This window comes from Aeromicrobium sp. P2_G6 (assembly GCF_056403535.1).
In genome coordinates this window covers 1-23,598 of the sequence record NZ_JBFUFH010000005.1, presented here as the reverse complement: position 1 = coordinate 23,598, position 23,598 = coordinate 1, and the positions used below count along the sequence as shown (strand labels likewise).

The 23,598-nt window shown below is 63.6% G+C and carries 23 protein-coding genes; 8 read left to right on the top strand and 15 right to left on the bottom strand.

What is annotated here, in order from left to right:
* Positions 1–79: 79 nt before the first annotated feature.
* Both AC1DVU_RS15780 and AC1DVU_RS15775 read left to right on the top strand, forming a co-directional pair.
* Positions 80–655, top strand: a complete 576-nt coding sequence (locus tag AC1DVU_RS15780) for a hypothetical protein (protein WP_476923410.1) — start codon at positions 80–82, stop codon at positions 653–655.
* A 70-nt stretch (positions 656–725) separates the two neighbouring features.
* Positions 726–1,502: a crotonase/enoyl-CoA hydratase family protein gene (locus tag AC1DVU_RS15775; protein WP_476923409.1), complete on the top strand. Its 777-nt coding sequence runs from the start codon at positions 726–728 to the stop codon at positions 1,500–1,502.
* 849 nt (positions 1,503–2,351) lie between these two features.
* Here the strand turns inward: AC1DVU_RS15775 and AC1DVU_RS15770 are convergent.
* Complete coding sequence (locus tag AC1DVU_RS15770; protein WP_476923408.1) at positions 2,352–3,083, bottom strand: thiamine pyrophosphate-dependent enzyme; 732 nt, start codon at positions 3,081–3,083, stop codon at positions 2,352–2,354.
* Between the two features lie 489 nt (positions 3,084–3,572).
* On the opposite strand from AC1DVU_RS15770, the gene AC1DVU_RS15765 reads away from it, so the two are divergent.
* Positions 3,573–5,399 carry a hypothetical protein gene (locus AC1DVU_RS15765; RefSeq protein WP_476923407.1) on the top strand — a complete coding sequence of 609 codons (1,827 nt, stop codon included), beginning with the start codon at positions 3,573–3,575 and terminating at the stop codon, positions 5,397–5,399.
* Positions 5,400–5,408: 9 nt separating this feature from the next.
* On the opposite strand, the gene AC1DVU_RS15760 is transcribed toward AC1DVU_RS15765, so the two are convergent.
* The 3 genes from AC1DVU_RS15760 to AC1DVU_RS15750 all read right to left on the bottom strand — a co-directional run bounded on the left by AC1DVU_RS15760 (position 5,409) and on the right by AC1DVU_RS15750 (position 7,321).
* The gene (locus AC1DVU_RS15760; protein WP_476923406.1) at positions 5,409–6,197 is read right to left on the bottom strand and encodes a hypothetical protein; all 789 of its coding nucleotides are present in this window, start codon (positions 6,195–6,197) and stop codon (positions 5,409–5,411) included.
* A 7-nt stretch (positions 6,198–6,204) separates the two neighbouring features.
* Complete coding sequence (locus AC1DVU_RS15755; protein ID WP_476923405.1) at positions 6,205–6,615, bottom strand: hypothetical protein; 411 nt, start codon at positions 6,613–6,615, stop codon at positions 6,205–6,207.
* Positions 6,616–6,955: 340 nt separating this feature from the next.
* Positions 6,956–7,321, bottom strand: a complete 366-nt coding sequence (locus tag AC1DVU_RS15750) for a hypothetical protein (RefSeq protein ID WP_476923404.1) — start codon at positions 7,319–7,321, stop codon at positions 6,956–6,958.
* 224 nt (positions 7,322–7,545) lie between these two features.
* Between AC1DVU_RS15750 and AC1DVU_RS15745 the strand changes: the two genes are divergently transcribed.
* Both AC1DVU_RS15745 and AC1DVU_RS15740 read left to right on the top strand, forming a co-directional pair.
* On the top strand, positions 7,546–8,559 hold the full coding sequence (locus AC1DVU_RS15745) for an NAD(P)H-dependent flavin oxidoreductase (RefSeq protein ID WP_476923403.1): 1,014 nt from the start codon (positions 7,546–7,548) through the stop codon (positions 8,557–8,559).
* A gap of 120 nt (positions 8,560–8,679) precedes the next feature.
* Positions 8,680–9,327: a TetR/AcrR family transcriptional regulator gene (locus tag AC1DVU_RS15740; protein ID WP_476923402.1), complete on the top strand. Its 648-nt coding sequence runs from the start codon at positions 8,680–8,682 to the stop codon at positions 9,325–9,327.
* A gap of 17 nt (positions 9,328–9,344) precedes the next feature.
* Here AC1DVU_RS15740 and AC1DVU_RS15735 read toward each other — a convergent pair whose 3' ends face one another.
* From AC1DVU_RS15735 to AC1DVU_RS15715, 5 genes are all read right to left on the bottom strand, one after another.
* A complete protein-coding gene (locus AC1DVU_RS15735; RefSeq protein ID WP_476923401.1) occupies positions 9,345–10,484 on the bottom strand; it encodes an NDMA-dependent alcohol dehydrogenase in 1,140 nt (379 codons plus the stop codon).
* A 49-nt stretch (positions 10,485–10,533) separates the two neighbouring features.
* A complete protein-coding gene (locus tag AC1DVU_RS15730; protein WP_476923400.1) occupies positions 10,534–11,958 on the bottom strand; it encodes a phenylacetate--CoA ligase family protein in 1,425 nt (474 codons plus the stop codon).
* Positions 11,959–12,039: 81 nt separating this feature from the next.
* Positions 12,040–12,855, bottom strand: coding sequence for an SDR family NAD(P)-dependent oxidoreductase (locus AC1DVU_RS15725; protein WP_476923399.1), 816 nt, complete (start codon positions 12,853–12,855; stop codon positions 12,040–12,042).
* A gap of 81 nt (positions 12,856–12,936) precedes the next feature.
* Positions 12,937–13,965, bottom strand: coding sequence for a hypothetical protein (locus AC1DVU_RS15720; RefSeq protein ID WP_476923398.1), 1,029 nt, complete (start codon positions 13,963–13,965; stop codon positions 12,937–12,939).
* Positions 13,966–14,010: 45 nt separating this feature from the next.
* Positions 14,011–15,003 (bottom strand): sugar ABC transporter substrate-binding protein, encoded by a 993-nt coding sequence (locus tag AC1DVU_RS15715; RefSeq protein ID WP_476923397.1) that lies wholly within the window; start codon positions 15,001–15,003, stop codon positions 14,011–14,013.
* Here AC1DVU_RS15715 and AC1DVU_RS15710 point away from each other — a divergent pair.
* On the top strand, positions 15,002–15,214 hold the full coding sequence (locus AC1DVU_RS15710; RefSeq protein WP_476923396.1) for a hypothetical protein: 213 nt from the start codon (positions 15,002–15,004) through the stop codon (positions 15,212–15,214). The genes AC1DVU_RS15715 and AC1DVU_RS15710 overlap by 2 nt on opposite strands.
* 13 nt (positions 15,215–15,227) lie before the next feature.
* Here the strand turns inward: AC1DVU_RS15710 and AC1DVU_RS15705 are convergent, their stop codons facing one another.
* From AC1DVU_RS15705 to AC1DVU_RS15680, 6 genes are all read right to left on the bottom strand, one after another.
* Positions 15,228–16,301 (bottom strand): ABC transporter permease, encoded by a 1,074-nt coding sequence (locus AC1DVU_RS15705; protein WP_476923395.1) that lies wholly within the window; start codon positions 16,299–16,301, stop codon positions 15,228–15,230.
* Complete coding sequence (locus AC1DVU_RS15700; protein WP_476923790.1) at positions 16,298–17,869, bottom strand: sugar ABC transporter ATP-binding protein; 1,572 nt, start codon at positions 17,867–17,869, stop codon at positions 16,298–16,300. The genes AC1DVU_RS15705 and AC1DVU_RS15700 overlap by 4 nt, the downstream gene beginning before the upstream one ends.
* 200 nt (positions 17,870–18,069) lie before the next feature.
* On the bottom strand, positions 18,070–18,597 hold the full coding sequence (locus tag AC1DVU_RS15695) for a nuclear transport factor 2 family protein (RefSeq protein ID WP_476923394.1): 528 nt from the start codon (positions 18,595–18,597) through the stop codon (positions 18,070–18,072).
* A 16-nt stretch (positions 18,598–18,613) separates the two neighbouring features.
* Entirely contained in the window at positions 18,614–19,738 is a 1,125-nt protein-coding gene (locus AC1DVU_RS15690; RefSeq protein ID WP_476923393.1) for an NADH:flavin oxidoreductase/NADH oxidase, read from the bottom strand.
* A complete protein-coding gene (locus tag AC1DVU_RS15685) occupies positions 19,735–20,142 on the bottom strand; it encodes a VOC family protein (protein ID WP_476923392.1) in 408 nt (135 codons plus the stop codon). The genes AC1DVU_RS15690 and AC1DVU_RS15685 overlap by 4 nt, the downstream gene beginning before the upstream one ends.
* Positions 20,139–21,323, bottom strand: a complete 1,185-nt coding sequence (locus AC1DVU_RS15680) for a thiolase family protein (protein WP_476923391.1) — start codon at positions 21,321–21,323, stop codon at positions 20,139–20,141. The genes AC1DVU_RS15685 and AC1DVU_RS15680 overlap by 4 nt, the downstream gene beginning before the upstream one ends.
* 247 nt (positions 21,324–21,570) lie before the next feature.
* On the opposite strand from AC1DVU_RS15680, the gene AC1DVU_RS15675 reads away from it, so the two are divergent.
* Both AC1DVU_RS15675 and AC1DVU_RS15670 read left to right on the top strand, forming a co-directional pair.
* Positions 21,571–21,945: an EthD domain-containing protein gene (locus AC1DVU_RS15675; protein ID WP_476923789.1), complete on the top strand. Its 375-nt coding sequence runs from the start codon at positions 21,571–21,573 to the stop codon at positions 21,943–21,945.
* Positions 21,946–22,272: 327 nt separating this feature from the next.
* The coding region (locus AC1DVU_RS15670) for a thiamine pyrophosphate-dependent dehydrogenase E1 component subunit alpha (RefSeq protein WP_476923390.1) at positions 22,273–23,598 on the top strand (1,326 nt) is incomplete at its 3' end.

The window sequence follows — 23,598 nt, the reverse complement described above, 5'->3', positions numbered from 1 at the left end:
TCGACTATTATGCACTAAGGTGCATAATCTGTCTTGCCTACCATGACCGAACCCGACACGACAGTCACAGAGAGGCCCCATGGATCCCGTGGATGTGCGAACTCGTATCACTCGGATTGCGACCGAGGTCATCGCGCAGCACGGGTGGAGCGCCGAGGCAGTTGAGCACTTGTGTGGCCGAAGCGGCGTGACCGCAACGGAGTACCTCGCCGCGTATCCGGAATTTCATGGCCTCTTCGACGATCTCTATGCCGCTCGGATGACCGACATCATTCGGTGCATCGTCGAGGTCGCAACCGTCTCCCGAGCGCTTGATCAGCCCTCGCCTGCCACGGCCTCCGAGCTGGTTGCACCGTTGCTCCGCGTGCCTCAGCGCTACGACGCCTGGTGGATTGCCAGCCATGGGTTCGCCATACGCGCCCACCTAGATCCTCAAATCACTGAGCACTACGTCGATGCCCACAACTACTGGCACGAGCTCATAGCGCAGAAGTACACCGAAGTCGGGAACCACTCAGACCGGTCACTGAGCAGCGAGCATGTGGCGGACGCCATCCTCGGGACACGCGCGAGGTCGGCGGATTCGAGCGCCCTCCGACTAGCGCAAGCTGAACGCAGCGCCTGGCTTGCGCTCATTCCGGACGCGGATACCTGAATTGACCGGACGACCGTTTCCCGAGACGAGCGCATGCCGGATCGAATGACCCAGAGTGAAAGAAGTGTCGATGAACGAGTCAGTCCTCACCAATCCAGCCATCGAGGACGAGCGGATCTTTCTGATCACGCTTAACCGTCCCGATGCGCGCAACGCGATCAACGGCGACATGGCACGCGGAATCGCAGCAGCAGTGGACGAGCTCGATGCGGACCCACGTCGGGCGGTTGGAGTGATCTGCGGTGCCGGCCGTGGTTTCAGCGCTGGGATGGACCTGAAAGCATTCCTGGAAGAAGGCGACCTCGGTTCGGTGCCGGGTCGAGGCTTCGCGGGCATCACACAGTCGCCGCCACGCAAGCCGATCATTGCGGCGATCGAGGGGTTTGCTGTCGCGGGCGGTCTGGAGGTGGCCCTCTCATGTGACCTCATAGTGGCGGCGAGAAACGCCACGATCGCGCTGCCCGAGGTCAAGCGATCCCTCGTGGCCGCAGGAGGAGGACTTCTCCGCCTGGCGCAGCGCATTCCGTATCACGTTGCAGCGGAGATCGCATTGACCGGCGATCCCTTGCCGGTGGAGCGCCTCTACGATGTCGGCCTCATCAACCGCGTCGCCGATTCTGGCCGTGCGGTGGCATTGGCCATTGAGTTGGCGACCGGCATCGCCGACAACGCGCCGCTCGCGCTGGCCGGCTCGAAGCACATTCTGTCTCGCTCCGTGGATTGGGGCCTGGACAACGGATGGGCCATGCAGACCGAGACAGTTGAGAAAGTTAGCGCCTCGCAGGACGCGCAAGAGGGATCGCAGGCCTTCACTGAGCGTCGCGCTCCCGTGTGGAAGGGTTGTTAGCCATTCGACATTTGAAGCGCAGCCGCTCCACGGCCGGCTCTGTCGTGCACTTTGGGCGCCACCACGATCCGTCATCGCTGGCGATATCCGAGGGCGTCAAAGCAACGAAGGTATCCCTAGACCACATCCCACGGCGATGATCCCGACCAGGACAACAAAGGCCAGCAGGGTGCAAATCGCCTTGAGCGGCGGCTCGGAATCAAAGGCGCTCATCCTATTCAGTCCATTCTCTTTAGATACGGTCCGGTTGCGTCAAAGGTAGGTAGACGTCCACACCACGTCCAGCAGTGTCACGGCTGCCTCACCACTGCGGATGCGCGTTCATCAGCTCGGCGACGAGGGCGGCGCTGACTTCCGCTCTGCCCGCCAGTAGACCAAGCAGCGCCACAGGGTGTGACGCGCCGCTCCTACAGCACCACGTCTGTCGTCACACCAGCCGGATTGATCCGCGACGTTCCCTCCCGAAGAATCCCCCCAAACATCCACACACCTTTTCCACCCAGCGGCGCCTCGAAGAGTTCGAATACCCTCATTCCGAGTGACCCAAGACTGAGTTTTTGCCTGACATTTCAGTTGCATTCGTGGCTGCAGAACCGCTGATTTCGCCGTGGGGGTGCGCCGGGGGCGCAGGATTCATGCCGAAGGCCGGGGCGGATGCGCTTCATTGCGTTCGGCATCCTGCGAAGGCCGACGCAGTGCCAGCTTTGCTGGTGTGAAGACGGCACCCACTTTCACCGTACGGGACGCCGGGGGGACACGGCGACGGGGTGCATCGAAGAAACCATTCATCACCACTGCGTGCGAGCGTGGCGGTCCTTCAAATTGCGGCTGGATGACCGAGGCGCTACGTCAGAGGTCATCCTGTTCGAAGGATGGTGCGAGGCCTCTGGCGTACTGAACGTCGTCGTTGCTTGCTCCTGCGGCAATGCTCGGCCACACCATCGCTTCTCGATTTACTCGGAAGTCGATCACGACTGGCATGTCGTTCACACCATTCGCAGTTCGGATGACGTCGTCTACGCCAGCGACTGAATCGCACGAGAGCCCTACACACCCCAACGCCTCGGCCAGCAACGCGAAGTCAGGGATGCGCTGGACAGCGCCTCCCCGCTGCAACGCGACGCTGCTGATGCGTTCCCCGTAGTACAGCGTCTGGAGTTGACGGACCATGCCCAGCGACTCGTTGTTGATGACGGCCACCTTGATCGGGATGCTCTCTAGGGCGCATGTGGCAAGTTCCTGATTCGTCATCTGGAAGCAACCATCACCATCGACCGACCAGACAGCCGCCTCAGGACGTCCCAGCTTCGCGCCCATGGCCGCCGGCACGGAGAAACCCATCGTCCCTAGACCACCCGAGCTCAGCCATGTCGACGGGCGCTCAAATGAGATGAACTGCGACGCCCACATCTGGTGCTGTCCGACTCCCCCAACAAATAAGGCATCGTCGCCGGCAAGCACCCCGAGCCGTTCAAGCACGTACTGCGGGGCTAGAGAACCGTCCGACGGCTGGTCGTACCCCATCGGGTACTTCGAAGCGATGTTCGCCAGGAAGGCCCGCCAAGATGAGAGATCCGGCAACGGCTGGATTCTGACCTCTGGGCGTCGCGGAAACGCTTAGAACCGCGGGAGAAACCATTCCCCCGCCGGCTGAAGGACAAGCTGAATGAGTCAGATAGAACCCTACTTGTGCGCGAGTACACCGCTGGTGAGGCGACCATTGTGGGACTCGCGGAGCGATATCAGGTCAGTGACTACTCAATCCGAATGATTCTCCGTCAGGCTGGTGTTCCCCCACAGCGACGAACAGTGGCAACCGAACAGACCAACCGAGTGCTGGAACTTTGGACCAACAGCAAGTTGGGTGTTGAAGCGATTGCACGAGAAGTTGGGATGGGTCATGCCAATGTGCGATTGATTGTGGCTGGTCTTCCGAACCGATGATCGCTTTCAACTGGAGCTCGCGGACGATCGACATACGCTGCGTGCATTGCGGCGCCGCACCTCTTCTGCCGAAGATCGAGCGGGGCAGCGCCACGTGCACGTGAGCCATGGCCTTACCATCGGTTGATGGCGAAGAGCGGCCAGAACTACCGCGGGCAATTGATGCTGCAGATCGCCAGTGGCAAGTACTTCCGGCCAGGTATTGACCTGCACAAGACTCCGCAACGTCAAGTTCTCTACTCGAACCTCGCATTCGCCGCGTACGGTCCGTTCGACTTCACTCTCGGCCGTCTGTCCGGTTCGACGGTCAACAGGGACGTCCCGTGGTTGATGCTCGAGGTCGTGGATCGGCTTGAAGCGCAGGACTGGGATGGCAGCGATAGCGGGATTGTCGCGACGGGCGGTTCAGATCTGCTCGATGACGTCGCGTATGTGATGACGTTCGTGCTGAACCGGACGTTCTTCCACGACCACGACGTCGTCAGACGGCTCACGGGTCCTCGCGACCCGCGGATCAGCCGGCGGAACGGGAGCCGTTACATCCCGGACCTGTTCGACCCCGACGCTGTGCTTCCCCAGGCGGCCTGGGGAAGATTTGCGGCGTTTCTCGACACCCTCATCGGTCTTGGGCGGGACGACTTCGCCAGGGTCACGCGTGCTATTCGTCGAAGCGTGGACGCCACACGCCGTGCTGTCGACGACCCGACCGGAGCGTACGTCGACATGGTTGCCGCACTGGAGTCCTTGAGCGAGTCCGCGAGAAGTTCTCCGACGACGTGGGACCGGTACGACAACCGCAAGCGGAAGATTCTCGACCCGGTACTCGAACCACTAGACACGGTCGACCGTGAGCGCGTCCAGGCGGCCATCCTCGAAGCCGATCAGGCAGGTCTGAAGCGACGGTTCGTCTCGTCCACTCTGGCGCGGGTCGCGCCGTCGTTCTACCGCGAGGACGCCACAGGCATGGCTGCTCCTCCGCGGGGGCCCGATCTGGAACAAATGCTGGGGCTCGCGTACGACATCCGGTCACGGCGCAGTCACGTGCTGGAGGACCTCGGCGACGAGGCGTGGCTGTTCACTGACGGTTCGGAAACTATCAACGTGCCCCGGTACGAAACGATGCTCACCATCGCCGGCCTGTGGCGTCTAGTCCGCCATGTCGTCACTGAGTTTGTGAACGCGGCACCTCAGGTACGGCCCGAACCCTGGGACTACAACGGCGCACTCCCAGGCATTGTGCAGGTGCCGTGGGCGCCTCAGTACTGGGTGTCAGGATCTGGTGTCGACGCTGATACTGCCACCTACCGGTTCGGAGCCACCGTCGAGGCATACATCGACATTGTCACGAAGCGAACGACCGACGGCATCAACCTGACCGAGGTCGTCAAGGAGATTGAGACCCTCGTCCCCACTCTGCCCGACTCTGAAGCCCGGACCGCGCTCGTTGCCATCCACGTTCTATGGCACTCATGGATCGAGCCAGATTCGATCGACGACGGCGCGAAAGCGTTCATGGCCGAGTACGAGCATGTGCTCCAGGTGCCGTCTATGAGCACGTACGTCGCCGCCGTGTTGTCGGCGTGGAACCATGGATGGACGGTAGACCAGTGGCGCGACCTTGCTAGGGCTCGTCGCGAACATCGTCAGAAGCATCGAACGACGGACTTCCCCGACAGGTTCGACGCCATCTTGCAGCTCGAAACAGCCGATTACCTTGAGGAAACTGGCAGACACGACGAAGCGGTCATCCACGCCAGATGGGCTGTCGAAGAGTGTCCCGGACACCAAGGCATCCTGGAGTGGGAACGGAAGCTTGTCGCCGGCGACCATGATCCCGAGTTCGCTGCCCAGCCGTTCCTGTACCGGACCGAAGGTGAAGACGTAACAGCTGACAGCACCAGCGGTAAGAACATCGAACAGTCGCCCGTAGACGGGTCCGAAACCGTCGATTAAGCCCGAGACCTATCCGAATATCTCGGTGGCCGCGTTGGCACGCTCGGCAGGCAAACCGGGGTAAGGGCCCTGGCACCGCCCACAGTTCACCGTGACCCCCGGTATGAACGACGGCCCGAGGTGCTTGGCTAGGCGTTCGGTGTCGATGGGCCGCTCGGTCAGGCGAGCGAGCGGTTGCGCCGGAACGTCGACGTAACTGATCTCGTGCAGTTCGTCGATGTGCTCGATGACACCAATGACAGACGTCAAGTAGAGGCGATCGGGACGATGCTTGCAGTCCTCGCCCGCACACACCGAACACCAGCTGTCGTCACCGGCACCACCGCGCACCCAGTAGAGCCGACCACGACGATGGACGCACTCGGACAGGTCACCGCGGCAGATGGCGCACGTCTTCTTTGCAGTAAAGCCCGGTGACAAGCCCATCCTCAGGTCCGCTACGTATACGGGGCAACTGTTGAAGTACTGGCCGTTCTTGAACGTGAGAGGGCACGGAAAGTGTGACGCCGTCCATCGGCCCATTGCATGGAGAGTCCGATGTTCGCGTTCGGCCAGTTCGGTGAGCTCAGCAAGCCAGTACGTCTGCGCACCTAGTTGCAGTGCTGCTCGTGCGTGCAGTTCCGCTTTGGTCCTGTTCATCGGGTGCCAGCGCTTGGCTGCGTCGAATTCAAGGCGGGCAGCGCGTCGGTGCGCACGGACCTGGTCGCGCGTTCGCTGACGCATCCACTCGGTCGCGTCACCGGCGTCGCTGCCCTCGGTCGGGCAGATCGGGTCGGTGAGTGAGTACCACTGCTTCACGAGAACCTCACGACGACGATCCCTTGTCGAGGTACAGCTTCATCGCCTCAAGCACCTCGTCCCCGCTGCCGTCGAAGTCCACGGTGCGCTTGGTCGACCCGTCCGCCGCCGTCTTCTCCACGAGCGTCACCTTCAGTCGCTTCCTCGCCCGGTACAGTTCCAACGAGATCATAAGCGCCTCCCATGCGGCAGCGCTCGCGATGTTGATGATGAACGCGACCGCGATCTCCGCGGACCGCTCTGCGTGGAAAGTACGGTCCGCAGGTTCATGTGCGAACCCAACGTCGACACCGGCTGACCGCAGGTCCTTGACCAGGTCGATGGACGCCTCCTCGTACACGAACAGGCCCGCCTTACTCTCGGACATCGGCAACAGCGTGATCTCGAACGAGGCAAGACCCTCATCCACGGCGCGCACAGCCGCATCCGTGTCCGCAGGTCCCACCTCGGACGTCTCCGTGGGCGACGTCTCGTTCTTACTCATCTGGACTCCTTGATCATCTGTCGATGCCGCACGCGCACCTTCAGAATTTGAGGGCACCGGACGCTTGCGCACCTATCATCGCGTCAGGCGACGATCCGAGGAACGACCTCGTCAAAACTTGGACGGTTCCAAGCAATCATGTAGCCACAAGCATCGCTTGCCAGCCGCACGAGCACTCGTTAGAGACGCTTCCTTCTGCAGACTAAGGCGAACGCCTGCCGTAGTGGAACCGCGTGATAGGTCGGGCTCGGAGAGGCAAGAGCGCCTATCGATCTCAAGGCAAGAAATCGGTGATCTCGAGAACATCTGTGCTGGCAACCAGGATCGGTGGATTGCGGGTAACCACAGACCCGCCAGCGGCTTTAACGATAACAATCTGCCAAGGGTTCGCACTGGAGGCCGGCTCAAAGATGCCAGCAGTAATCCACTCTTCTACGTCATCGTGCTCGAGGTAGCCGACCTCGCTTGTGTAGATACCTCGCCAGTTGTTGTACTGCAGCCGCTGGACACGTCGATCCGTACTGCCTGGCGCGTGGGCTCTGAGCGAATGCCAAGTGTCTTCGGCCTCGGCATCGGTTGCGCCGAACCAGGAGAACTCCCGGCGGATCGCGGTGGACGGAGGATAGCTGAGGCCTGACATGACCTAAGCGTGGCACACCCGAGCGAAGGGGGGCCGCGCCGAAACTGTTCCCCAGTGCAGTGGGCAGTAGAGCGCTGAGTGGTCAACCGAGCCCTGGCACGAGTACCTCTCGCGACAGCGTGAGGTCGCCTCGAGATATCGTCCGCGATCACAGCGTGGGCAGCTTCCCTACCTTTGGCTTCGCCGATGTAGATCATCTACCGACCGATTGGTAGACTCCCTCTATGAGCTCAACTCGTGACCTATGCCAGCTCCTAGACATCCTCTATCCAGTAATCCAGGACGGGATGGGACCTGTCAGCACTTCGAACCTCGCGGAGGCCGTGTCGCGAGCTGGGGGCTTGGGGACGGTGAGCTCGTTCGGCACGGCCGGGGACGTTGGCGATAAGGTGCGGTTGTTTCGCCGCGAAATCGATCGACTGGAAGCCTCGCGCGCGGGGACTTTCGCGGTCAATATCCCGGTAGGCCGGGCTGCGTCTGGCGAGATGCTTCCGTTGAGTGCCGCGTACGTCGACGCCACTGTCAAGGCAGCTGAGTCAGCCGGAGTGGCGAGGCGGCTTCGAGCTGTCATAACTTCAGCCGGATTCGCACCCGAGGTAACGTCGCGTCTTCACGAGGTCGGTCTCATCCACATCCAAAAGATCGGCGCCGTCGCTCACGCTCGCAAGGCGGCACAAGCCGGAGTTGACGTCCTTATCGCCTCGGGAGCCGAGATGGGCGGCCACACGCACGAGCACCCGATCCACACCATGGTGCTCGCCCCCCAGGTCATCGCGGCCGTCGACGTCCCGGTCGTCGTGTCTGGCGGCATCTACAATGCCCAAGGGCTGGCCGCGGTGCTCGCGATGGGCGGCGCCGGTGTCGCGATGGGCACCCGCTTCGCCGCGAGCCGCGATAGCGACTGGCACCCAGCGTACGCTGAGAGGATCGTCGCGACCGGGGAGCGTCAGGACATCATCTTCCCTGGATACCTCGGCCCCATTCGCGGGCTTCGTTCCGGCGGCTCCGACGAACTCGCCCAACTCCTCGAGTCGGGGGTTCGCGACGAGGACCTTGGCGCCTGGAAAGAGGAGCGTATCGCGCAGGCCATGAACGATGGCAACCTCGACGCCGGCCTTCTCCCAGCCGGCCAGTGCGCGACCGCTATCGACGAGATCATCGACGTAGCGGAATTTATACCGTCCATTGCGCGGGACGCCAAGGCTTTGCTCTCCCGAGCCGCTTCCGAGTTCGGCTAGGCGGGCCCCCATGCACACGCTAGTTCTGCCAACCGATTGGTTGGAGTAATGTCATCGTCTGACTCATCCCACGCAATTCCCTCCCGCCGTATCACGAGAGGGATCACCAGGAGGTACCCCATGGCTCGAGAGAAGCCGAAGTCGAGCCGGGCCAACAACCGACATGCGGAGATCATCAGCGCGTCCACCCAGTTGTTTCTCGAGAAAGGCTACGAGGCGACAAGCCTGCAGGACATCGCCGACGTTGTCGGCCTGCTGAAGGGCAGCCTCTTCTACTACATCTCCGAAAAGGAAGACCTGCTATACGCAGTGCTAGACGGCATGCTCACCACCAGCCACGCCGACATGGACGCGATCATCGCCCTCGACGTCGCGCCGCTAGACAAGATTCGGCGCATCGCGGAGGCACACGTGCACTACATACTCACCAATCGCGTCCAGGCCACGATTTTCTTCCGAGACTTCCGCTCGCTCTCAGAGGACCGAGGCCGTGAGATCGCGGCCGAGCGTGACAGCTACGCGCGGCGGTTCAACGTCTTGCTCAAAGCAGCACAGGACGACGGGGCCATCTGTCCCGACATCGACGTCCGCCACGCATCGGGGTCTCTGCTCGGGATGCTCAACATGGTCTACGACTGGTATCCGCACGCAGATGAGGGCCACGCCACTCATTTGGCCCGCGAGGTCGGCGATCTCGTCGTCGCATCGCTGCGCTGCGATACCAAAACCCACCAGTCTGGCCATCGCCGGACCGACGGCCAGGCCTAGCCGACGCGACTCGCGGATCAGTAGACGATGACTCCGCGGATGTTGAGGCCGGCGTTCATGTCGGCATAGCCCTGCTGCAGCTCATCGAGCTTGTATCGGCGCGTGATGATCTCGTCGAGCTTAAGCTGGCCTGCTTGGTACATCGTGAGCATCTTGGTGATGTCCCACATCGGCGCCACTCCACCGAACATGGACCCCTGCAGACGCTTCTGCGACAGCGAGAGCTCGTACGCAGAGATCGGGAGTCCGACGTCCTTGGAGTCGCCGAGCGCTGTGACCACGACCGTGCCCCGCTTGGCCACGGCGGCGAGTCCCTCGGCGACGTGCTCCGGCTTGAGAACGCCGACCGTGATGACACAGCTGTCGGCGCCCTGGCCGTTCGTCAGGCTTCGGGCGAGGTCAGTCGCCTCGTGCATCGTCGATGCGACGTGGGTAGCACCCAAGGTCATGGCGCTCTCACGCTTGAACTCGACTGGGTCGACGACGATCACGTTAGTCGCCCCGCCATGCAGGAGCCCCTGCATCGCGAAGGCACCGACGCCGCCGAATCCCATCACGATGGCCGTGTCGCCCGGCTGGGGCTCGGCCAGGTTGAAGCCTGAGCCCCATCCTGTGTTGACACCGCATCCGACCAGGCAAGCTGCCTCGAGCGAGATGGTGGGGTCGATCTTCACCGCCGACGTCACTCCGACCGTCGTGTACTCCGAGAACGTCGAGACGCCGCACCACTGACCGACGGGTGAGCCGTCGAGCGACATGCGCCAGCTCTCGGTGTCGTCGAAGCGACACCCCAGCGTCAGGCTCGCGTTCATGTCACACAGGGCGCCATGTCCCGTCGAGCACTGCTTGCATCTGCCGCACTGCGGCAGGCAGGAGAGCACGACGTGGTCGCCGACCTCCCAGCCGGGGGTGTGGGGTCCGACCTGCTCGACCACCCCGGCGCCCTCGTGGCCCGCGCACATCGGGAACATCTCGACGCCCATGTGGCCGTTGGCCATGCTGTCGTCCGAATGACACAGCCCCGAGGCTGCCATCTTGATGAGGAGCTCGCCCTGGCGCGGCAGCTCGAGGTCCAGCTCGACGATCTCGAACGCGCCGGGCTGTTCGCGCAGGATCGCACTTCTCGTCCTGATGGTCTCGACGGCAGTGTTGGTCATCGTGATCTCCTCCTACGGTGTGACGGATGGCTGGGTGGGGTGCCGGGGGCTACTTGCGACGCAGGTCGAGCATCCGGCGGACCTTGCCCTCACCGGCAAGGCTCGTGAGCTCGTCGAGGCTTCCGGCGTCCACGACCTCCACCCCGACGCGCACGTTGAGCGTCGTCTTCAGGACGTCCTCGAGGTCGTGCTGCAGCGCGACGGCGTCGACGTCGGCGGAGCGGCGCTCGACCCGTACGGTCATCTCGGTCGTCTTGCTGACGCCCTCGCCCTCGCTCGTCAGGACGCACAGGTATTGCCCGTTGGTGCGCGTGTCCGCGCGGACGGGGTCCTGGCAGGCCATCGGGAAGACGTTCTGGCCGCGCAGCTTGACCATCTCGTCGCTGCGGCCTTCCAGACCCGACAGCCGACTTGTGCGGAGCCCGCACTCGCACATTTCGCGAGGCCAGATGCCGAGCGCGTCCTGCGTGTTGAACCGGATGAGCGGAGGCACGCCGCGGTGCAACGACGTAGCGACCAGGTCGCCGACCTGCCCGTCAGGCAGCAGGCGGGTCGAGTCGTCGACGTCCACCGTCTCCAGATAGACCGTGTCCTCGCTGACGTGGCGGCCGTCCTGCAGATGGCACTCGTACGCCACAAGCCCGATCTCGTGCGTGCCGTACGTGTCGTAGACCGGCGCACCCCACGCCTCCTCGAGCGCCCGCCGCAGTTCTCCGGCGCTGTCGTTGCCCAGTAGCGCGTGGATGTACTTCGTGGGAAGCGAGTGCAGATCGAGGTTCATGGAGCCCGCCACCTCAACGAGCCGGCCGAGGTACTCGCCGTGGCCCATCCACCCGTTCGTGCCGTACGCGACTGCGAGCTCAAGCTGACGTTCGGATGGCGTCACGACCCCGGAACCCGTCGTGACCGGAATGCCTCCGAGCCAGTGGTGCACGCCGAGGTAGTAACACCATGCCGCGTTGGCCAACGAAGTCGTGAACGGGATCTGGATCACGTCACCCGGTCGCGCACCCATCGCCCAAAGTCCTCTGGCGGACTGGATGCCTTGGACCTCCCAGGCCATCGCGTCGAACATCGTCGACCTGGGCAGGCCCGTGGTGCCGCCGCTCGTCTGCACCTTGAGCGGAAGATAGTCGGCCATGGACTCGCGGTCGAACGGGTGGTGGTCGCCGAAGGGCGGGCTTTGCTCAATCGCCTCCTTCAGGTCCGCGCTCGTGAAGGTCGGCACGTGCCGCAGGTCCTCCAAGGATCGGATCGATCCCTCGTCCAGGCCCGCTGCCGTCCACCGCTTGCGGTAGAACGGAACGTTCCATGCGTCCTGCACCCGCGCGAGCACCCGCTGCTCCTGCAGCGCTAGCACCTCGTCGTTGCTGCGCGTCGCCATGGCCCGCTCGAAGAGGGGTGGCGGCGGGTAGTCCGCCATCAGCGCGTCCCAGTCCAAAGACTTCCAGTAGTAGGGGACTTCGTCCGCCATGGCCATCCTCATATCTCTCACTTTTCTACCAACCGATTGGTTGATAACTGTAGTGCACGTCACCTTCGCTAGCAAGACCGCCTACATGCCCAACTGGTCAACTGTGCCGCGCCAAGCGAGCGAACCGCCCTCGATCAGGATCGACGCACCGTTGATGTAGGACGAGCGCCGGCTGGCCAGGAAGCACACGAGCTCCGCAACCTCCTCGCACTCCCCGAATCTGTTGACGAGATGGGTGGCAGTCATGCCACGTTCGGTGGCAGCGGGATCTGGGCACTTCTCGATGTAGTCCTCGATCATCGCCGTCTTTATGAGTTCGGGACAGTACGCGTTGACCCGGATGCCCCACGGAGCGAGCTCCACGGCGAGTTGCCGCGTCATGCTGGAGATTCCGCCCTTGCTGGCGCCGTACGCGACGCACCCGGGGAAGGCGACGTGCGCGCCCGTCGAGCTCGCGTTGATGATTGACGGGAAGCTGCTCTTCCGAAGATGAGGGGTCGCGTGCTTGGCGAGTAAAAACGGCGCTTGCAGGTTGATCGCGATCACCCTTTGAAACAGCTCTACCGAGAGGCTCTCCAACGATGCGTCGTCCGTCATGGCGCTCTCAAGGATCGCGGCGTTGTTGTGCAACACGTCGATGCCGCCGAACTCGCTCGCCACGGCCTCGACTGTGGACTCAATCGCCGCGGGGTCGCTAAGGTCGCACCGCCAGTACCGACCCGACCCGCCTGCGTCTCGGATCTGGGAGGCCACGGTTTCGCCGTCCTCGTCCAGGACGTCCAAGAGCGCGACCTTCGCACCCCTACTCGCGGCCATGCGAGCCGTGGCGGCTCCCATCCCGCGGGCCGCTCCCGTCACAACGAAGACGGCCCCTCCAAACTCGTCGTCGATCGACACGCCGCTGTCCTTTCGTCGGTGGTGGTATGGCTGAGTGGCCGTCCCCGACGTCGATCCCGACGTCGGGGACGACCTGAGTTGCTAGCGACCGAGCTCGTAGACCGTGATGTGGTCGCCTCGTGAGGTGCTGACCCAGATATCACCGGCGATCTCGGCCGCCGTGGTGGCCAACGTGTCCGCCTCTGGCCACTCAACGAGGATTTTCGCCTCTTGCAGGTCCGGGTCGATTTCGAGGACGTGGTACGGGTAGCCGTGGTCCACTCCCTCCTCGAGGAAGTCCGTGAGGACCTGGTGTGCCGTGGTCTTCTGGCCCGTCGTGATGATTGTGCCCGCTCGGGACCACGTCAGATTGTCCGTGAGCAGACCCGTCTGGATCGATCGACGCTCGGGCTCCTCAACGCCTCGCTCGATCCTGGTCACGCGCTCTTGGCCCCAGACCCCGACGTAGAAGTATCGGCCGTCGGCCGACACCTCGATCCCATTGGGAGTGCTCAGGTCGGTGCCGGGTGCGATGAGCCACCCGGTCTCACGGTCGGTCCACTCGATGACGTTGCCGGTCGGTCGACCGCTCGACGCCCAGACCGCCACGGCCTCGAGCTCGTCGTCCGCGCCGGGGGCGAGGTTCTTGGACCCGCCGAATGCGAAGTTGGCAACCGCGAATCCTCCGCCGGGTAGCCCGCAAACGTCGTTGCCCCATCCCCAGTCGGGAAGCTCGACGCCTCCGACCCAAACAAGTCGAGGACGGTCCTCAACGATCGTCACCTCAAACACCTCGATCGACTCGCGGCCCTTGGTCGGATCGCCGCCGCCCTGATGGTTGACCTGGTAGACCGTTGACCGGCCGTCAGCCTCCTGACGTACATGGAGACCGTGGAACATCGGGTTCTCCGGAGGGTCGATTGGCCCGTAGGTTTCCTCGTCAAGCTTGTACTCGCACTGCGACGGATAAGCCTCGATGATCTCCTCCGTCCTGATGTTGACGAAGGACGTCCGCACCTCGGGGCGGGTGCCTCCGGACAGGCTGCTTGTGATGACCCAGTCGCTCCCGGGGATCAACGAGAAGTCCTCTGGGTTGGAGAGCCCGTGGATGAATCGTCGTTGCGTGGTCATGCTCCGTCTCCTTCGTAGTGGTGGTGTCGTGGCGTCGTACGCATCTCAGCCGACCTTCCAGGCCTTTTCGAAGATGCTCTTGTAGTCTTCGACGAGGGGAAAGAACTGCGCGTCCGCGCTGACCGGGAAAAGGCTGGACTTGGTCATCAGCATCGACGGGAGCTTCGTGTCGATGTACGGCTGCAAGTCAGCCTTCAAGCTGGCCGCGTAGATGATCGTCATGTCGTAGTACATGGTCTCCGGCCACGGATTGGCCGATGCCGCGAGCATCTGGTCGTTCTTGATGTACTCGATCTGCACCGGGCTAATGCCGTTGGTGACGATCTTTACCTTCTTGGACAGGCCCGCTCGCTCCAGGGCCGCCGGTACGCCGTTCGTCAGGTCGAGGAAGTCGAGATCGACATAGTTGACCTTCGGGTGCGAGCGCAGATAGGACACGACCTTCGAAGGCAGGTTTGGGCCGATGTCGGTCACCGGGAACGAGAACTCCTCCGAGCTGCAGCCGTCGCATGCGCCTGACTTTTCCAGCACGCTCTTTATCCCGTCCCGCGTGGCGTTGTAGGACGAGACGGCGGGTGTGCCCATGTACGCGATGTGGACGTCACGACCACCGGAATCCGCCAGGATCGCGTTGCCCAACTGGACGCCGTCAAACTGAAAGTACGGCGCCGAACTGCCGGCTCCGACGGCCGTGACCCCGGGCACCTTCCATGACTCGGGGATGCCGTGCAGCAGCACCGGGATGCCCCTGGCCTTCAGCTGCGCGAGCTGCTTGGCGAACGACGCGGGGTTGACGCCGCCGGACCCCACGACGCCAGCCGGGTTGTCCCGCACCGCCTGGGTGTACGCGGCGGCCTGCGTCTGCGGGGTGAATCCCGCGTCAAGTACCTTGACCTTCCAGCCGACCGCTGCCGCAGCGGCCTTCAGGTCCTTCGCGAAGGCTTGGCACGACGGCACACCGCACTGGACGTAGTCGACCGTCTTACCCGGCTCGGGCTTCGAGGGCAGAGGCGGAACAGACAACTCCGTGGGACGCATGGACGCCTTCTCCACGAACGCCTTCGCGTCGGCGACCGCCGCAGCGCTCGAGTCCGACGACTCCCCGCCCGACGACGACGATCCCCCGTCAGAGCCGCACGCCGCGATCGATGTAGTGGCGGCCAGTGCCGCCACCACCACCGCGGTGTGCCTCAAGTGCTGCCTTGTCCGCAGAGCGGCCTTGGTGAACTTCATTTCGGTCTCCTTCTAGAGGGTTCTCATGGTTAGACGAACTGCTTGGGAGAGCTGGGCGTGGCGGACTCCACCGGGTCATCGCCCGCGACGGGACCGCTCGATGGTTCAGGGGCGGGACGCCCGAACCGGCCACGGATAGATCGGAGTGGGCTGAAGCCCTGCGAACGGGTCAAGGCGACGGCGGCGATCAGCACGACGCCCTCGAAGATCGCCGGCGACCACGACGGCGCGCCGACGATGATGAGGCCGACGTGACCCGTGCCGAGCATCAGTGTCGCGACGACGGTGCCCCAGGCGTTGAAGCGTCCGCTGCGGAATTGCGTCGCCCCGAGGAAGACGGCGGCGAACGCCGGAAGCAGGTATCCCGGACCCACGGTGGGGTCACCGGCGCCGAGCGAGGCCGTCACGCAGATCCCGGCGATGCCCGCCAGCGTGGCGGAGCCGAGCAGCGCGAGCATGCGCAGGCGGTCAACCCGCACGCCGCCGAGCCGGGCGACCTCGGTCTCATAGCCGGTCGCGTAGAGCCGACGCCCGAAGGAGGTCTTCTCCGTCATGAAGGCGAGGAGCACCATGCCCAGGAGCATCAGCCCGACCGGCAGCGTCAGCCCGGCCACGCTCCTGATGGCTAGCTCGGTCTGGAACGACCCGCTGACGTTAGTCGTGAGAATGTTACCGCCTGAAATCATGGTCACCAGCGCGGTGGCGATGCTGCTCGTCGCGAGCGTCCCGATGAACGAGTCGACTCGCATGACCAGCACGATGAGGGTGTTCACGAGACCGAATGCGAGGGCGACGACGAGACCGGCCAGGACCGCGACCCAGGGGTTGGGGCTGAGGTGGTCCAGCGACCATGCCGCCGCGATGCCCGCGAGACCCGCTACCGCGCCCACGGACAGGTCGTAGATCCCGCACGCGATCGGGAGCAGAAGGCCCAATGCGACGAGACCCGTTACGGCGTACTCGTTGAGCACCTGCTTGACCGTGGCGTACTGGAAGAAGACAGATGGCTCGATCAGCGCGAAGACCACGATCAACGCGATCCATACGTAAATCGCACCGACGTTCTTCACGCCGAGCTTGCCCTTGACCTCACTGATGATCACGATATGGACCTCTTTCCTGCTGTGGTTTCATCGGTGCCGACCCGCCCGGCGCCTGCGGGCGCGCCCTGAACTGTCGCGAGTAGCAGCGATCGTTCGGTGATCTCGTCGAATCCCCGGACAAGCTCGCAGTGGACCTGCCCGTCGATCAGCACCACAACCCGGTCGGCGAGAGCGACGGCGTCGCTAAGCTCCGAGGTCGAGATGAGCAGGGAGCCACCGTCCGCCACGTACGTGCGCAGCGTCGCGAAAATCATGGCAACGGCGCCAAGATCGACGCCGGCCGTCGGCTCATCGATCATCAATACTCGAGGCTTGATGCTCAGCCACTTGCCGATGATGACCTTTTGCTTATTGCCCCCGCTCATGTAGCGGGACCCGAATTCGACGTCGCCAGGCTTGATGTCGAACCTTCTGACCCACTCCAGCGCCTGGTCTCGTTCGTCACGGCGACGAATAACCCCCCACCGCCTCGAGACGTCGCCCAGCGACGCGAACGTCAAGTTCTCGCGCATCGCAAAGTCGCTCACCAGGGTTCCCGGAAGGCGGTTGCCCGGCGCAAGCGCTACGCCGAGTTCGCGCGCGACCGCCGGAGACATCCTCGCCAGCAGCTTGCCGCCGACCGTCATGTGATCGAACGTCGACTCGTTCGCTCCAGCCAACGAGTACACCATCTCCTCGCGGCCCGACCCGGCGAGGCCAATGACCGCGACCGTCTCGCCCGGGTGGAGGCTGAGGTCGACGCCGCGCAGCGTGGACGAGCGCAGCGACTTAACGGTAAGCACCGGGGGGCGTGACGTGGCGTCGGACGTCCGGGCCTCTACAGCTCGCGCCGACTCGCGCTCTGCCTTAGCCGTCTCGGCTCCGAGCATGGCGAGGACGAGGCTCTCGCGGGTGGCTCGCCGCGCATTGAACGTGTCGACGAGGTGACCGTCGCGCAGCACCGACACCGACGAGCACAAATTCAGCACATCGCTCAGGTTGTGAGAGATGAACAGGACCCCGATGCCGCTCTCGCACATGCGACGCACGACCCGGAAGAGGTGCTCAGCTTCCGTGGCCTCGAGCGTGGTGGTCGGTTCATCGAGGACGATGAAGCGGGCGCCCTCCCCGTCGCCACCATGGCCTGGACGGGCCCCGATTGCCCGCGCGATAGCGACGAGGCTGCGCTCGACGGCCGTCAACTCCGCGACGGGTCGATCCGCGGGCACGGGGTTGCCGAGGAGGTCGAAGACCTCGACAAGTCGCCGCTCCTGCTCGCGCCAGTCGATTGTCCGCCACCTGCCACGGGCGTAGTCCCCGCCGATCCCGAAGTTCTCCAGGGGCGTGAACTCTTGGACCAGGCCCAGGTCCTGGTGGACGAAGCGAAGGCCCAGCCGCTGCGCCATCTGGGGCGAGTCGATCCGCTCGCCCGCCAGCCAGCAGTCACCGAGCACCGGGCGGTAGTAGCCGGCCAGTATGCGCACGAGCGTTGACTTGCCCGACCCGTTGTGGCCGACCAGTCCGTTGACCTGTCCGGCGCGGAAAGCGAGGTCCACGTCATGCAGAACACGTCGTCCAGCGAACTCCATGGAGACGTTCACGACACGAAGGTCGGTGTCACGCGAGGGATGCACCGCCACAACCGACCGATCGCCTTGTGACGACTTCGACATCAGATCCTCCATAGAGTTCTACCAACCGATTGGTAGGGAACTGTAACCCAGATCACTATCAAGGGCAAGAAGCATTCACCGGAGAATTCCAGGCCGTTCGGCCGCCGAGAAAGCGGTTAGCTGCGGAAAAATCGACCGAGGTCATCCGACAGCGAGGCCCGAAGCAGCTGTCGCGGCTCGTCGGCGCCGTCGAGCGGACGATTGATGCGCGCCGCCACCCTCCAGCCGTGGGCCGTGCGGACCCACTCCCACCGGTTGGCCGTGACCCGCCAGACGTGCCACCCGCCGCCCGCCCCCGCCGAGGGGTCGTGCAGGAGCACTTGGGCGTAGCAGACAGCGATCGCGGTGTCGCCATCGACGGTGATCTGGGGCGCGCTGATGAGGTGGGCCGATCCCTCAGCCACCAAGCGCTGATGGAGTTCGGAGTCGATGAGGTCGCGCAGCCCCTGACGCCCCTCGAAGACCGCGACCCCAGCGTCGTACCAACCGCCCTCAGCCCACAGTGCCGACGTCAGGTCAGCGTCGAGGCCATCCACTGCCGGCCCGTACGTCGCCATAAGCCGCGTGATCGCCAGCTGGTCCTCGACCGCGGAGAGGCGCGTCTCCAATGCATGGAGACGCGCCTCGAGCGCGCTGTCGGGCATCAGAACCTTCGACCGCTCAACGTCCCACCTGCGCGCCAGCAGATCGCCAGGCTCCCCTGAGATGAGCGGGGCGGTAGGGCGCGACCGAGCGGTGCAGCCCGAGCTCGTGGGCCGCACGCAATGGCCAGGCGGGTTCGCGCAGACCCACGCGGCCGATGGACACGACGTCGGCCTGGCCGGTGGCGACGACCCGCTCCGCCTCGGCCGGTTCGGTGATGAGACCGACTGCGCCCGTCGGAATGCCGACACGCGACCTGATCTCGGACGCGAAGTCGACTTGGTAACCAGGACCCACGGGGATGTCCTGCCGCTCGTCGAGCCCACCTGAGCTGGCGTCGATAAGGTCCACCCCGTGCCCCTTGAGCAGGACGGCAAGCCGGACGGAGTCCTCCAGTCCCCAGCCGCCGTCGATCCAGTCGGTCGCGGATAAACGCACCACCAGCACTTTGTGGTCAGACAGCACGGCCCTGACCGCTTCCACGACCTCGACCAGGAACCGCACGCGGTTCGCGAACGAGCCCCCGTAGTCGTCCACCCGATGGTTGGACAACGGAGAGAGGAACTCATGGAGGAGGTAGCCGTGGGCACCGTGCAGCTCGATGACGTCGAAGCCGGCCGCATCTGCTCGGTGCGCAGCCTCCGCGAAGGCCCGAGTCACCGCCCGGATGTCAGCGACGCTCATCTCTCGAGGGCGAGACGACCCGTTCCAGGCAAGGGCTGATGGCGCGACGAGTTCCCAGGCCGCCACGTGCGCTGCGCCCGGGTCGTACCACGGCGCCCCCGAGGACACACCGGCCTTGCGGCCGGCGTGCGCAAGCTGTACCCCAGCGACGGCACCCTGCTCGTGGACGAAGGACACGATGCGAGCCCAGGCAGCGGCCTGCTTGTCGTTCCACATTCCGGTGTCCTCCGGACTGATGCGCCCCTCCGGAACGACGGCCGTCGCCTCCGCCATGACTACGCCGAACCCGCCGACTGCACGCGCCCCCAGCTGCACGAGATGCCACTCGGTGGGCACGCCGTCTCGCTCGGCCACGGCATACTGGCACATTGGTGCGAGCCAGATGCGGTTCCGGATCGTCACCCCACGCAGGGTGAGTGGCGTGAAAAGCGTCGCACCCGACGTATTTTCGCCCGTCATTCAGTCTCGAGAATCTCGACCTGCACGCCGTGGGCGCTCTTCGGATGCACAAACGTCACTCGTCCGTATTTCGTCTCCCGTGGAGGATCGAGGAGGGGGCGGATGTCCAGATCTCGTAGCCCTTCGATCGAGGCGTCCATGTCCGAGGTCGTCAACGACACCAGGAAGAACCCCTCGCCCTTGGCCTCCAGGAACTTGTAAACAGACGTTTCAGGATCCGTTGACGTGATCAGGTTGATGACCAGACCTCCGAACTCCAGCCTTGTCCCGACGAGACCTGGAAATGCGAAGTCCTTCTCGCCCAGGGGCAGGCCGGTGATGCCGAGGAGCGACTCGTACCGCTTCGTCGCCGCCTCCAGATCCTTGACAGCAATGTTGAATCCGTACACACCGGTAAACATCATGCGACCCTCTCGATGATCGTGGCATTGGCGAGGCCGCCGGCCGCACACATCGTCTGCAGGCCGTACCGCCCTTCTCGACGCTCGAGCTCGTGCAGCAGGGTCACCATGAGGCGCGCCCCCGAGCAGCCGACGGGATGACCGAGCGCGATCGCGCCGCCGTTCGGATTGACGTGAGTATCGAACCAGTCGTCGGGGATCTTCAGCTCGCTCTTCCACGCCAGGACCACCGGTGCGAAGGCCTCGTTGATCTCAACAGCATCGAGGTCCGTGAGATCCAAGCCGGTGCGGTCGAGGATCTTCTGAGTCGCGGGGATTGGTGCGGTGAGCGCCAGTGTCGGGTCGTCTCCGACGGAAACGCCTGCAACGTACCGCGCACGGATTCGCAGTCCGTGTGCCTCGGCGAACTCACGACTCGTGAGCAGCACGGCGGCTGCGCCGTCTGTGATTTGCGACGCGCCCGCGGCAGTGACGACCCAGTCGGCCTCGGGGAACTTCTCACTCGCCTCCTCACTCCAGAACGCAGGGTTTAGCGAGGCGAGCTTTGCCATGGCGATCTCGCGGATCCCCTCGTCCTGCGTCAGCGTCCCGTGCGGGGTCGAGATCGGCGAGATCTCCGCGTCGAAGCGACCTGCCTCCCGGGCGGCTCCCGCCAACGCATGCGAGCGAGCAGAGAACTCGTCACACTCTTCTCTCGTGATCCCCCATCGTGCGGCGATCAATTCGGCACTGAGCCCCTGCCCGATCAAGTCGTAGCGCCCCTGGAGGGAATCCGAAAACGGATGCCCGGGGCCCGCGTATCCGGACTGTCCAATGGGGATGCGACTCATGTTCTCAACACCCGAGGTGACGACCGCTTGGTATGCACCGCTGGCAATGCCCTGCGCCGCGAAATGAATAGCCTGTTGCGAGCTCGCACACTGTCGATCGAGGGTGACACTGGGCACCTCGGGAGGCAGCCCCGCTTGCAGCCAGCCATTGCGGCCGATGTTCCACGCTTGCTCCCCCACTTGCCCCACAGATCCGGCGATGTGGTCGTCAACCAAGCTCGGATCGATTCCGGAACGATCGACCAGTGCACTGAGGCAAGCCCCTAAAAGATCGACCGGATGCACCTCCGCCAGCCCGCCGTTTCGCTTGCCCAACGGAGTTCTAACGGCCTCCGCAATCACTACCTCGTTCATTCGCTTACCTCTCAGTCGTTGATCGCATCATCAACCAACCGATTGGTAGAATGCAAGTCTGCGAGTCAAATATTGCGTCGCCATGACTCATCGGGAGAGGCGAGCGCCATCCTTAAGTCCGCCTTGCGATCGGCTCCCCACGTCGCAATAGCTTGACCAATTCTCGACTCCACACTACATTTCAACCAATCGGTTGGTAGTCAATTGGACCTCCGCTTCTCAGGTGATTGGAGATTTCGTGATCAAGATGATCTACGGGTTCCGCGACAACCCGGATCTGTCAGCCGAGGAGTGCGAGCGGCACTACCGAAGCGTTCATATGGGCATGGCCAAGCAGGCGTTTGAAGGAGCACCCGGCTTCATCGCGATTGCTTATAACCGCGTCATCAGGCATACGGTGAATGACTTCAACCAACCCGCGGCGAAAGAGGCGCCTTCCGACTTCGACGCCTTCCTAGAGCTTTGGTTCGACACCCGTGAGAATTTCGATAGGGCCATGGCGCAGCCAATATTGACGCAGATGTTCGAAGACCACCCAAACTTTATGGACGTGAGCGGGCCCGCAAACATCCGAGGATATGAGGTCACAGAGGACGTATACGGTGGCCGACGCCTGACATAGCCAGTACGGCCGCGGCCGGCGCTTTCGATGCGCCGAGCATCGCCTAGTTGTCGCTAAAAGTACTGTCGCCGCACGCCCGAGGCAGCGAGATCCCAACGTTCAAAGTCCTCCCGACGGGGCCCCCGATCCGCCACCACCATCTTCGCTACAACCTGAGCGAGTTCGAAGTCCCAGAGCTGTTCCATCCAAAGCCAGCGCGCCGAGGTGCTGATAATTCGCAGGAGTGTTCATGAACCTCTTCTCCCTAAACCCAGACCTTGTCCCGATGAACACGTCGGTGTGCGGCCACGCTGAGCGATGCCTCGGTGCTCACTCTGAAGTGGGCGCATGACCGCCCTAAGCGAGAACTTGAGCATGTCCGGAGTAGGCGTCGAAGACCTCACAGAGATGTACCGCCGGATGACGCGAATCCGACATTTCGAGAAGAGCGCGTCGCGGTTGTACGCAGACACCGAAATTCCTGGCTTTCTACATCTGTCGATCGGTCAGGAGGCGACCGCGGTCGGCGCATGCTGGCACCTCGGTGACAACGACGGCATCACGTCGACTCATCGCGGTCACGGCCACTGCTTGGCGAAGGGGCTGCATCCGATGCCGATGTTCGCCGAGCTGATGGGTCGCGAGGGCGGGACGTGCCACGGCCGTGGAGGGTCCATGCACATCGCCGACCCCGCGCTCGGGATCTATGGCGCGAACGGCATCGTCGGCGCCGGGCTGCCGATCATCGCTGGTGTTGGCACAGCGGCCCAGATCCGGGGAGAGGGCCAGGTCGCCGTTGGATTCTTCGGCGACGGAGCAGTGGCCCAAGGCATGTTCCACGAGTCGGTAAATTTGGCCGCCGTCTGGGACCTGCCGGTCGTGTTCTTTTGCGAGAACAACCACTATTCAGAGTTTTCCCCGGAGGCCGATCAGCATCGAGCGACGCTGAAGGAGCGTGCAGCCGGCTACGGCGTTCGCTATGCGTGGGTTGACGGAAACGACGTGGCTGCCGTGGCGGATCTCATGTGCGAACTCCTCGAGGGCATTCGAGCAGGTGAAGGCCCGGTCCTTGTGGAGGCAGACACATATCGCTGGCATGGTCACTACGAAGGTGACCCCCTGAAGTACCGCGAGAGTGGAGAACTCGAACAGGCTCAACAGCGCGATCCACTGGTCATCGCCCGGCGCCGTCTCTACGATCTGGGCGTCTCCGACGCTGAGCTCAACGCGATCGACTCCGAGATCGAGGCCGAGATCGACGCGGCTGTCGAAGAAGCGCGCAAGTCACCTTTGCCGTCGGAGGACTCACTGTTCGATTTCGTCGTGGTCGAGGAAATGGAAGAGGACGAGCCTCAGCTTGAACCTGGTGAGGAGTTCCGCCTAATGGACGCCGTCCGCGCTGCGGTCGTTCGAGAGATGGAGGAAGACCCGACGGTGTTCATGGCGGGGATCGACGTCGGCAAGGGCGGCAACGTCTATGCGCTGTTCCGCAAGCTCTTCGAGCAGTTCCCCGGACGGGTCCGCGACACGCCAATCTCTGAGTCAGCAATCATCGGCACCGCGGTCGGGTCGGCCATGGCCGGGATGAAGCCCGTCGTCGAGATCATGTACATGGACTTCATCGGGGTCTGCCTCGACGGCATGATGAACCAGGCCGCCAAGCTTCGCTTCATG

Bases quoted from the DNA above. Each gene is read 5' to 3' on its own strand.
- AC1DVU_RS15780 (WP_476923410.1), top strand. From the start codon at position 80: ATGGATCCCGTGGATGTGCGAACTCGTATCACTCGGATTGCGACCGAG.
- AC1DVU_RS15775 (WP_476923409.1), top strand. From the start codon at position 726: ATGAACGAGTCAGTCCTCACCAATCCAGCCATCGAGGACGAGCGGATC.
- AC1DVU_RS15765 (WP_476923407.1), top strand. From the start codon at position 3,573: ATGGCGAAGAGCGGCCAGAACTACCGCGGGCAATTGATGCTGCAGATC.
- AC1DVU_RS15750 (WP_476923404.1), bottom strand. From the start codon at position 7,321: ATGTCAGGCCTCAGCTATCCTCCGTCCACCGCGATCCGCCGGGAGTTC.
- AC1DVU_RS15745 (WP_476923403.1), top strand. From the start codon at position 7,546: ATGAGCTCAACTCGTGACCTATGCCAGCTCCTAGACATCCTCTATCCA.
- AC1DVU_RS15740 (WP_476923402.1), top strand. From the start codon at position 8,680: ATGGCTCGAGAGAAGCCGAAGTCGAGCCGGGCCAACAACCGACATGCG.
- AC1DVU_RS15735 (WP_476923401.1), bottom strand. From the start codon at position 10,484: ATGACCAACACTGCCGTCGAGACCATCAGGACGAGAAGTGCGATCCTG.
- AC1DVU_RS15730 (WP_476923400.1), bottom strand. From the start codon at position 11,958: ATGGCGGACGAAGTCCCCTACTACTGGAAGTCTTTGGACTGGGACGCG.
- AC1DVU_RS15720 (WP_476923398.1), bottom strand. From the start codon at position 13,965: ATGACCACGCAACGACGATTCATCCACGGGCTCTCCAACCCAGAGGAC.
- AC1DVU_RS15710 (WP_476923396.1), top strand. From the start codon at position 15,002: ATGGACGCCTTCTCCACGAACGCCTTCGCGTCGGCGACCGCCGCAGCG.
- AC1DVU_RS15715 (WP_476923397.1), bottom strand. From the start codon at position 15,003: ATGCGTCCCACGGAGTTGTCTGTTCCGCCTCTGCCCTCGAAGCCCGAG.
- AC1DVU_RS15700 (WP_476923790.1), bottom strand. From the start codon at position 17,869: ATGGAGTTCGCTGGACGACGTGTTCTGCATGACGTGGACCTCGCTTTC.
- AC1DVU_RS15695 (WP_476923394.1), bottom strand. From the start codon at position 18,597: ATGCCCGACAGCGCGCTCGAGGCGCGTCTCCATGCATTGGAGACGCGC.
- AC1DVU_RS15690 (WP_476923393.1), bottom strand. From the start codon at position 19,738: ATGACGGGCGAAAATACGTCGGGTGCGACGCTTTTCACGCCACTCACC.
- AC1DVU_RS15685 (WP_476923392.1), bottom strand. From the start codon at position 20,142: ATGATGTTTACCGGTGTGTACGGATTCAACATTGCTGTCAAGGATCTG.
- AC1DVU_RS15680 (WP_476923391.1), bottom strand. From the start codon at position 21,323: ATGAACGAGGTAGTGATTGCGGAGGCCGTTAGAACTCCGTTGGGCAAG.
- AC1DVU_RS15675 (WP_476923789.1), top strand. From the start codon at position 21,571: ATGATCTACGGGTTCCGCGACAACCCGGATCTGTCAGCCGAGGAGTGC.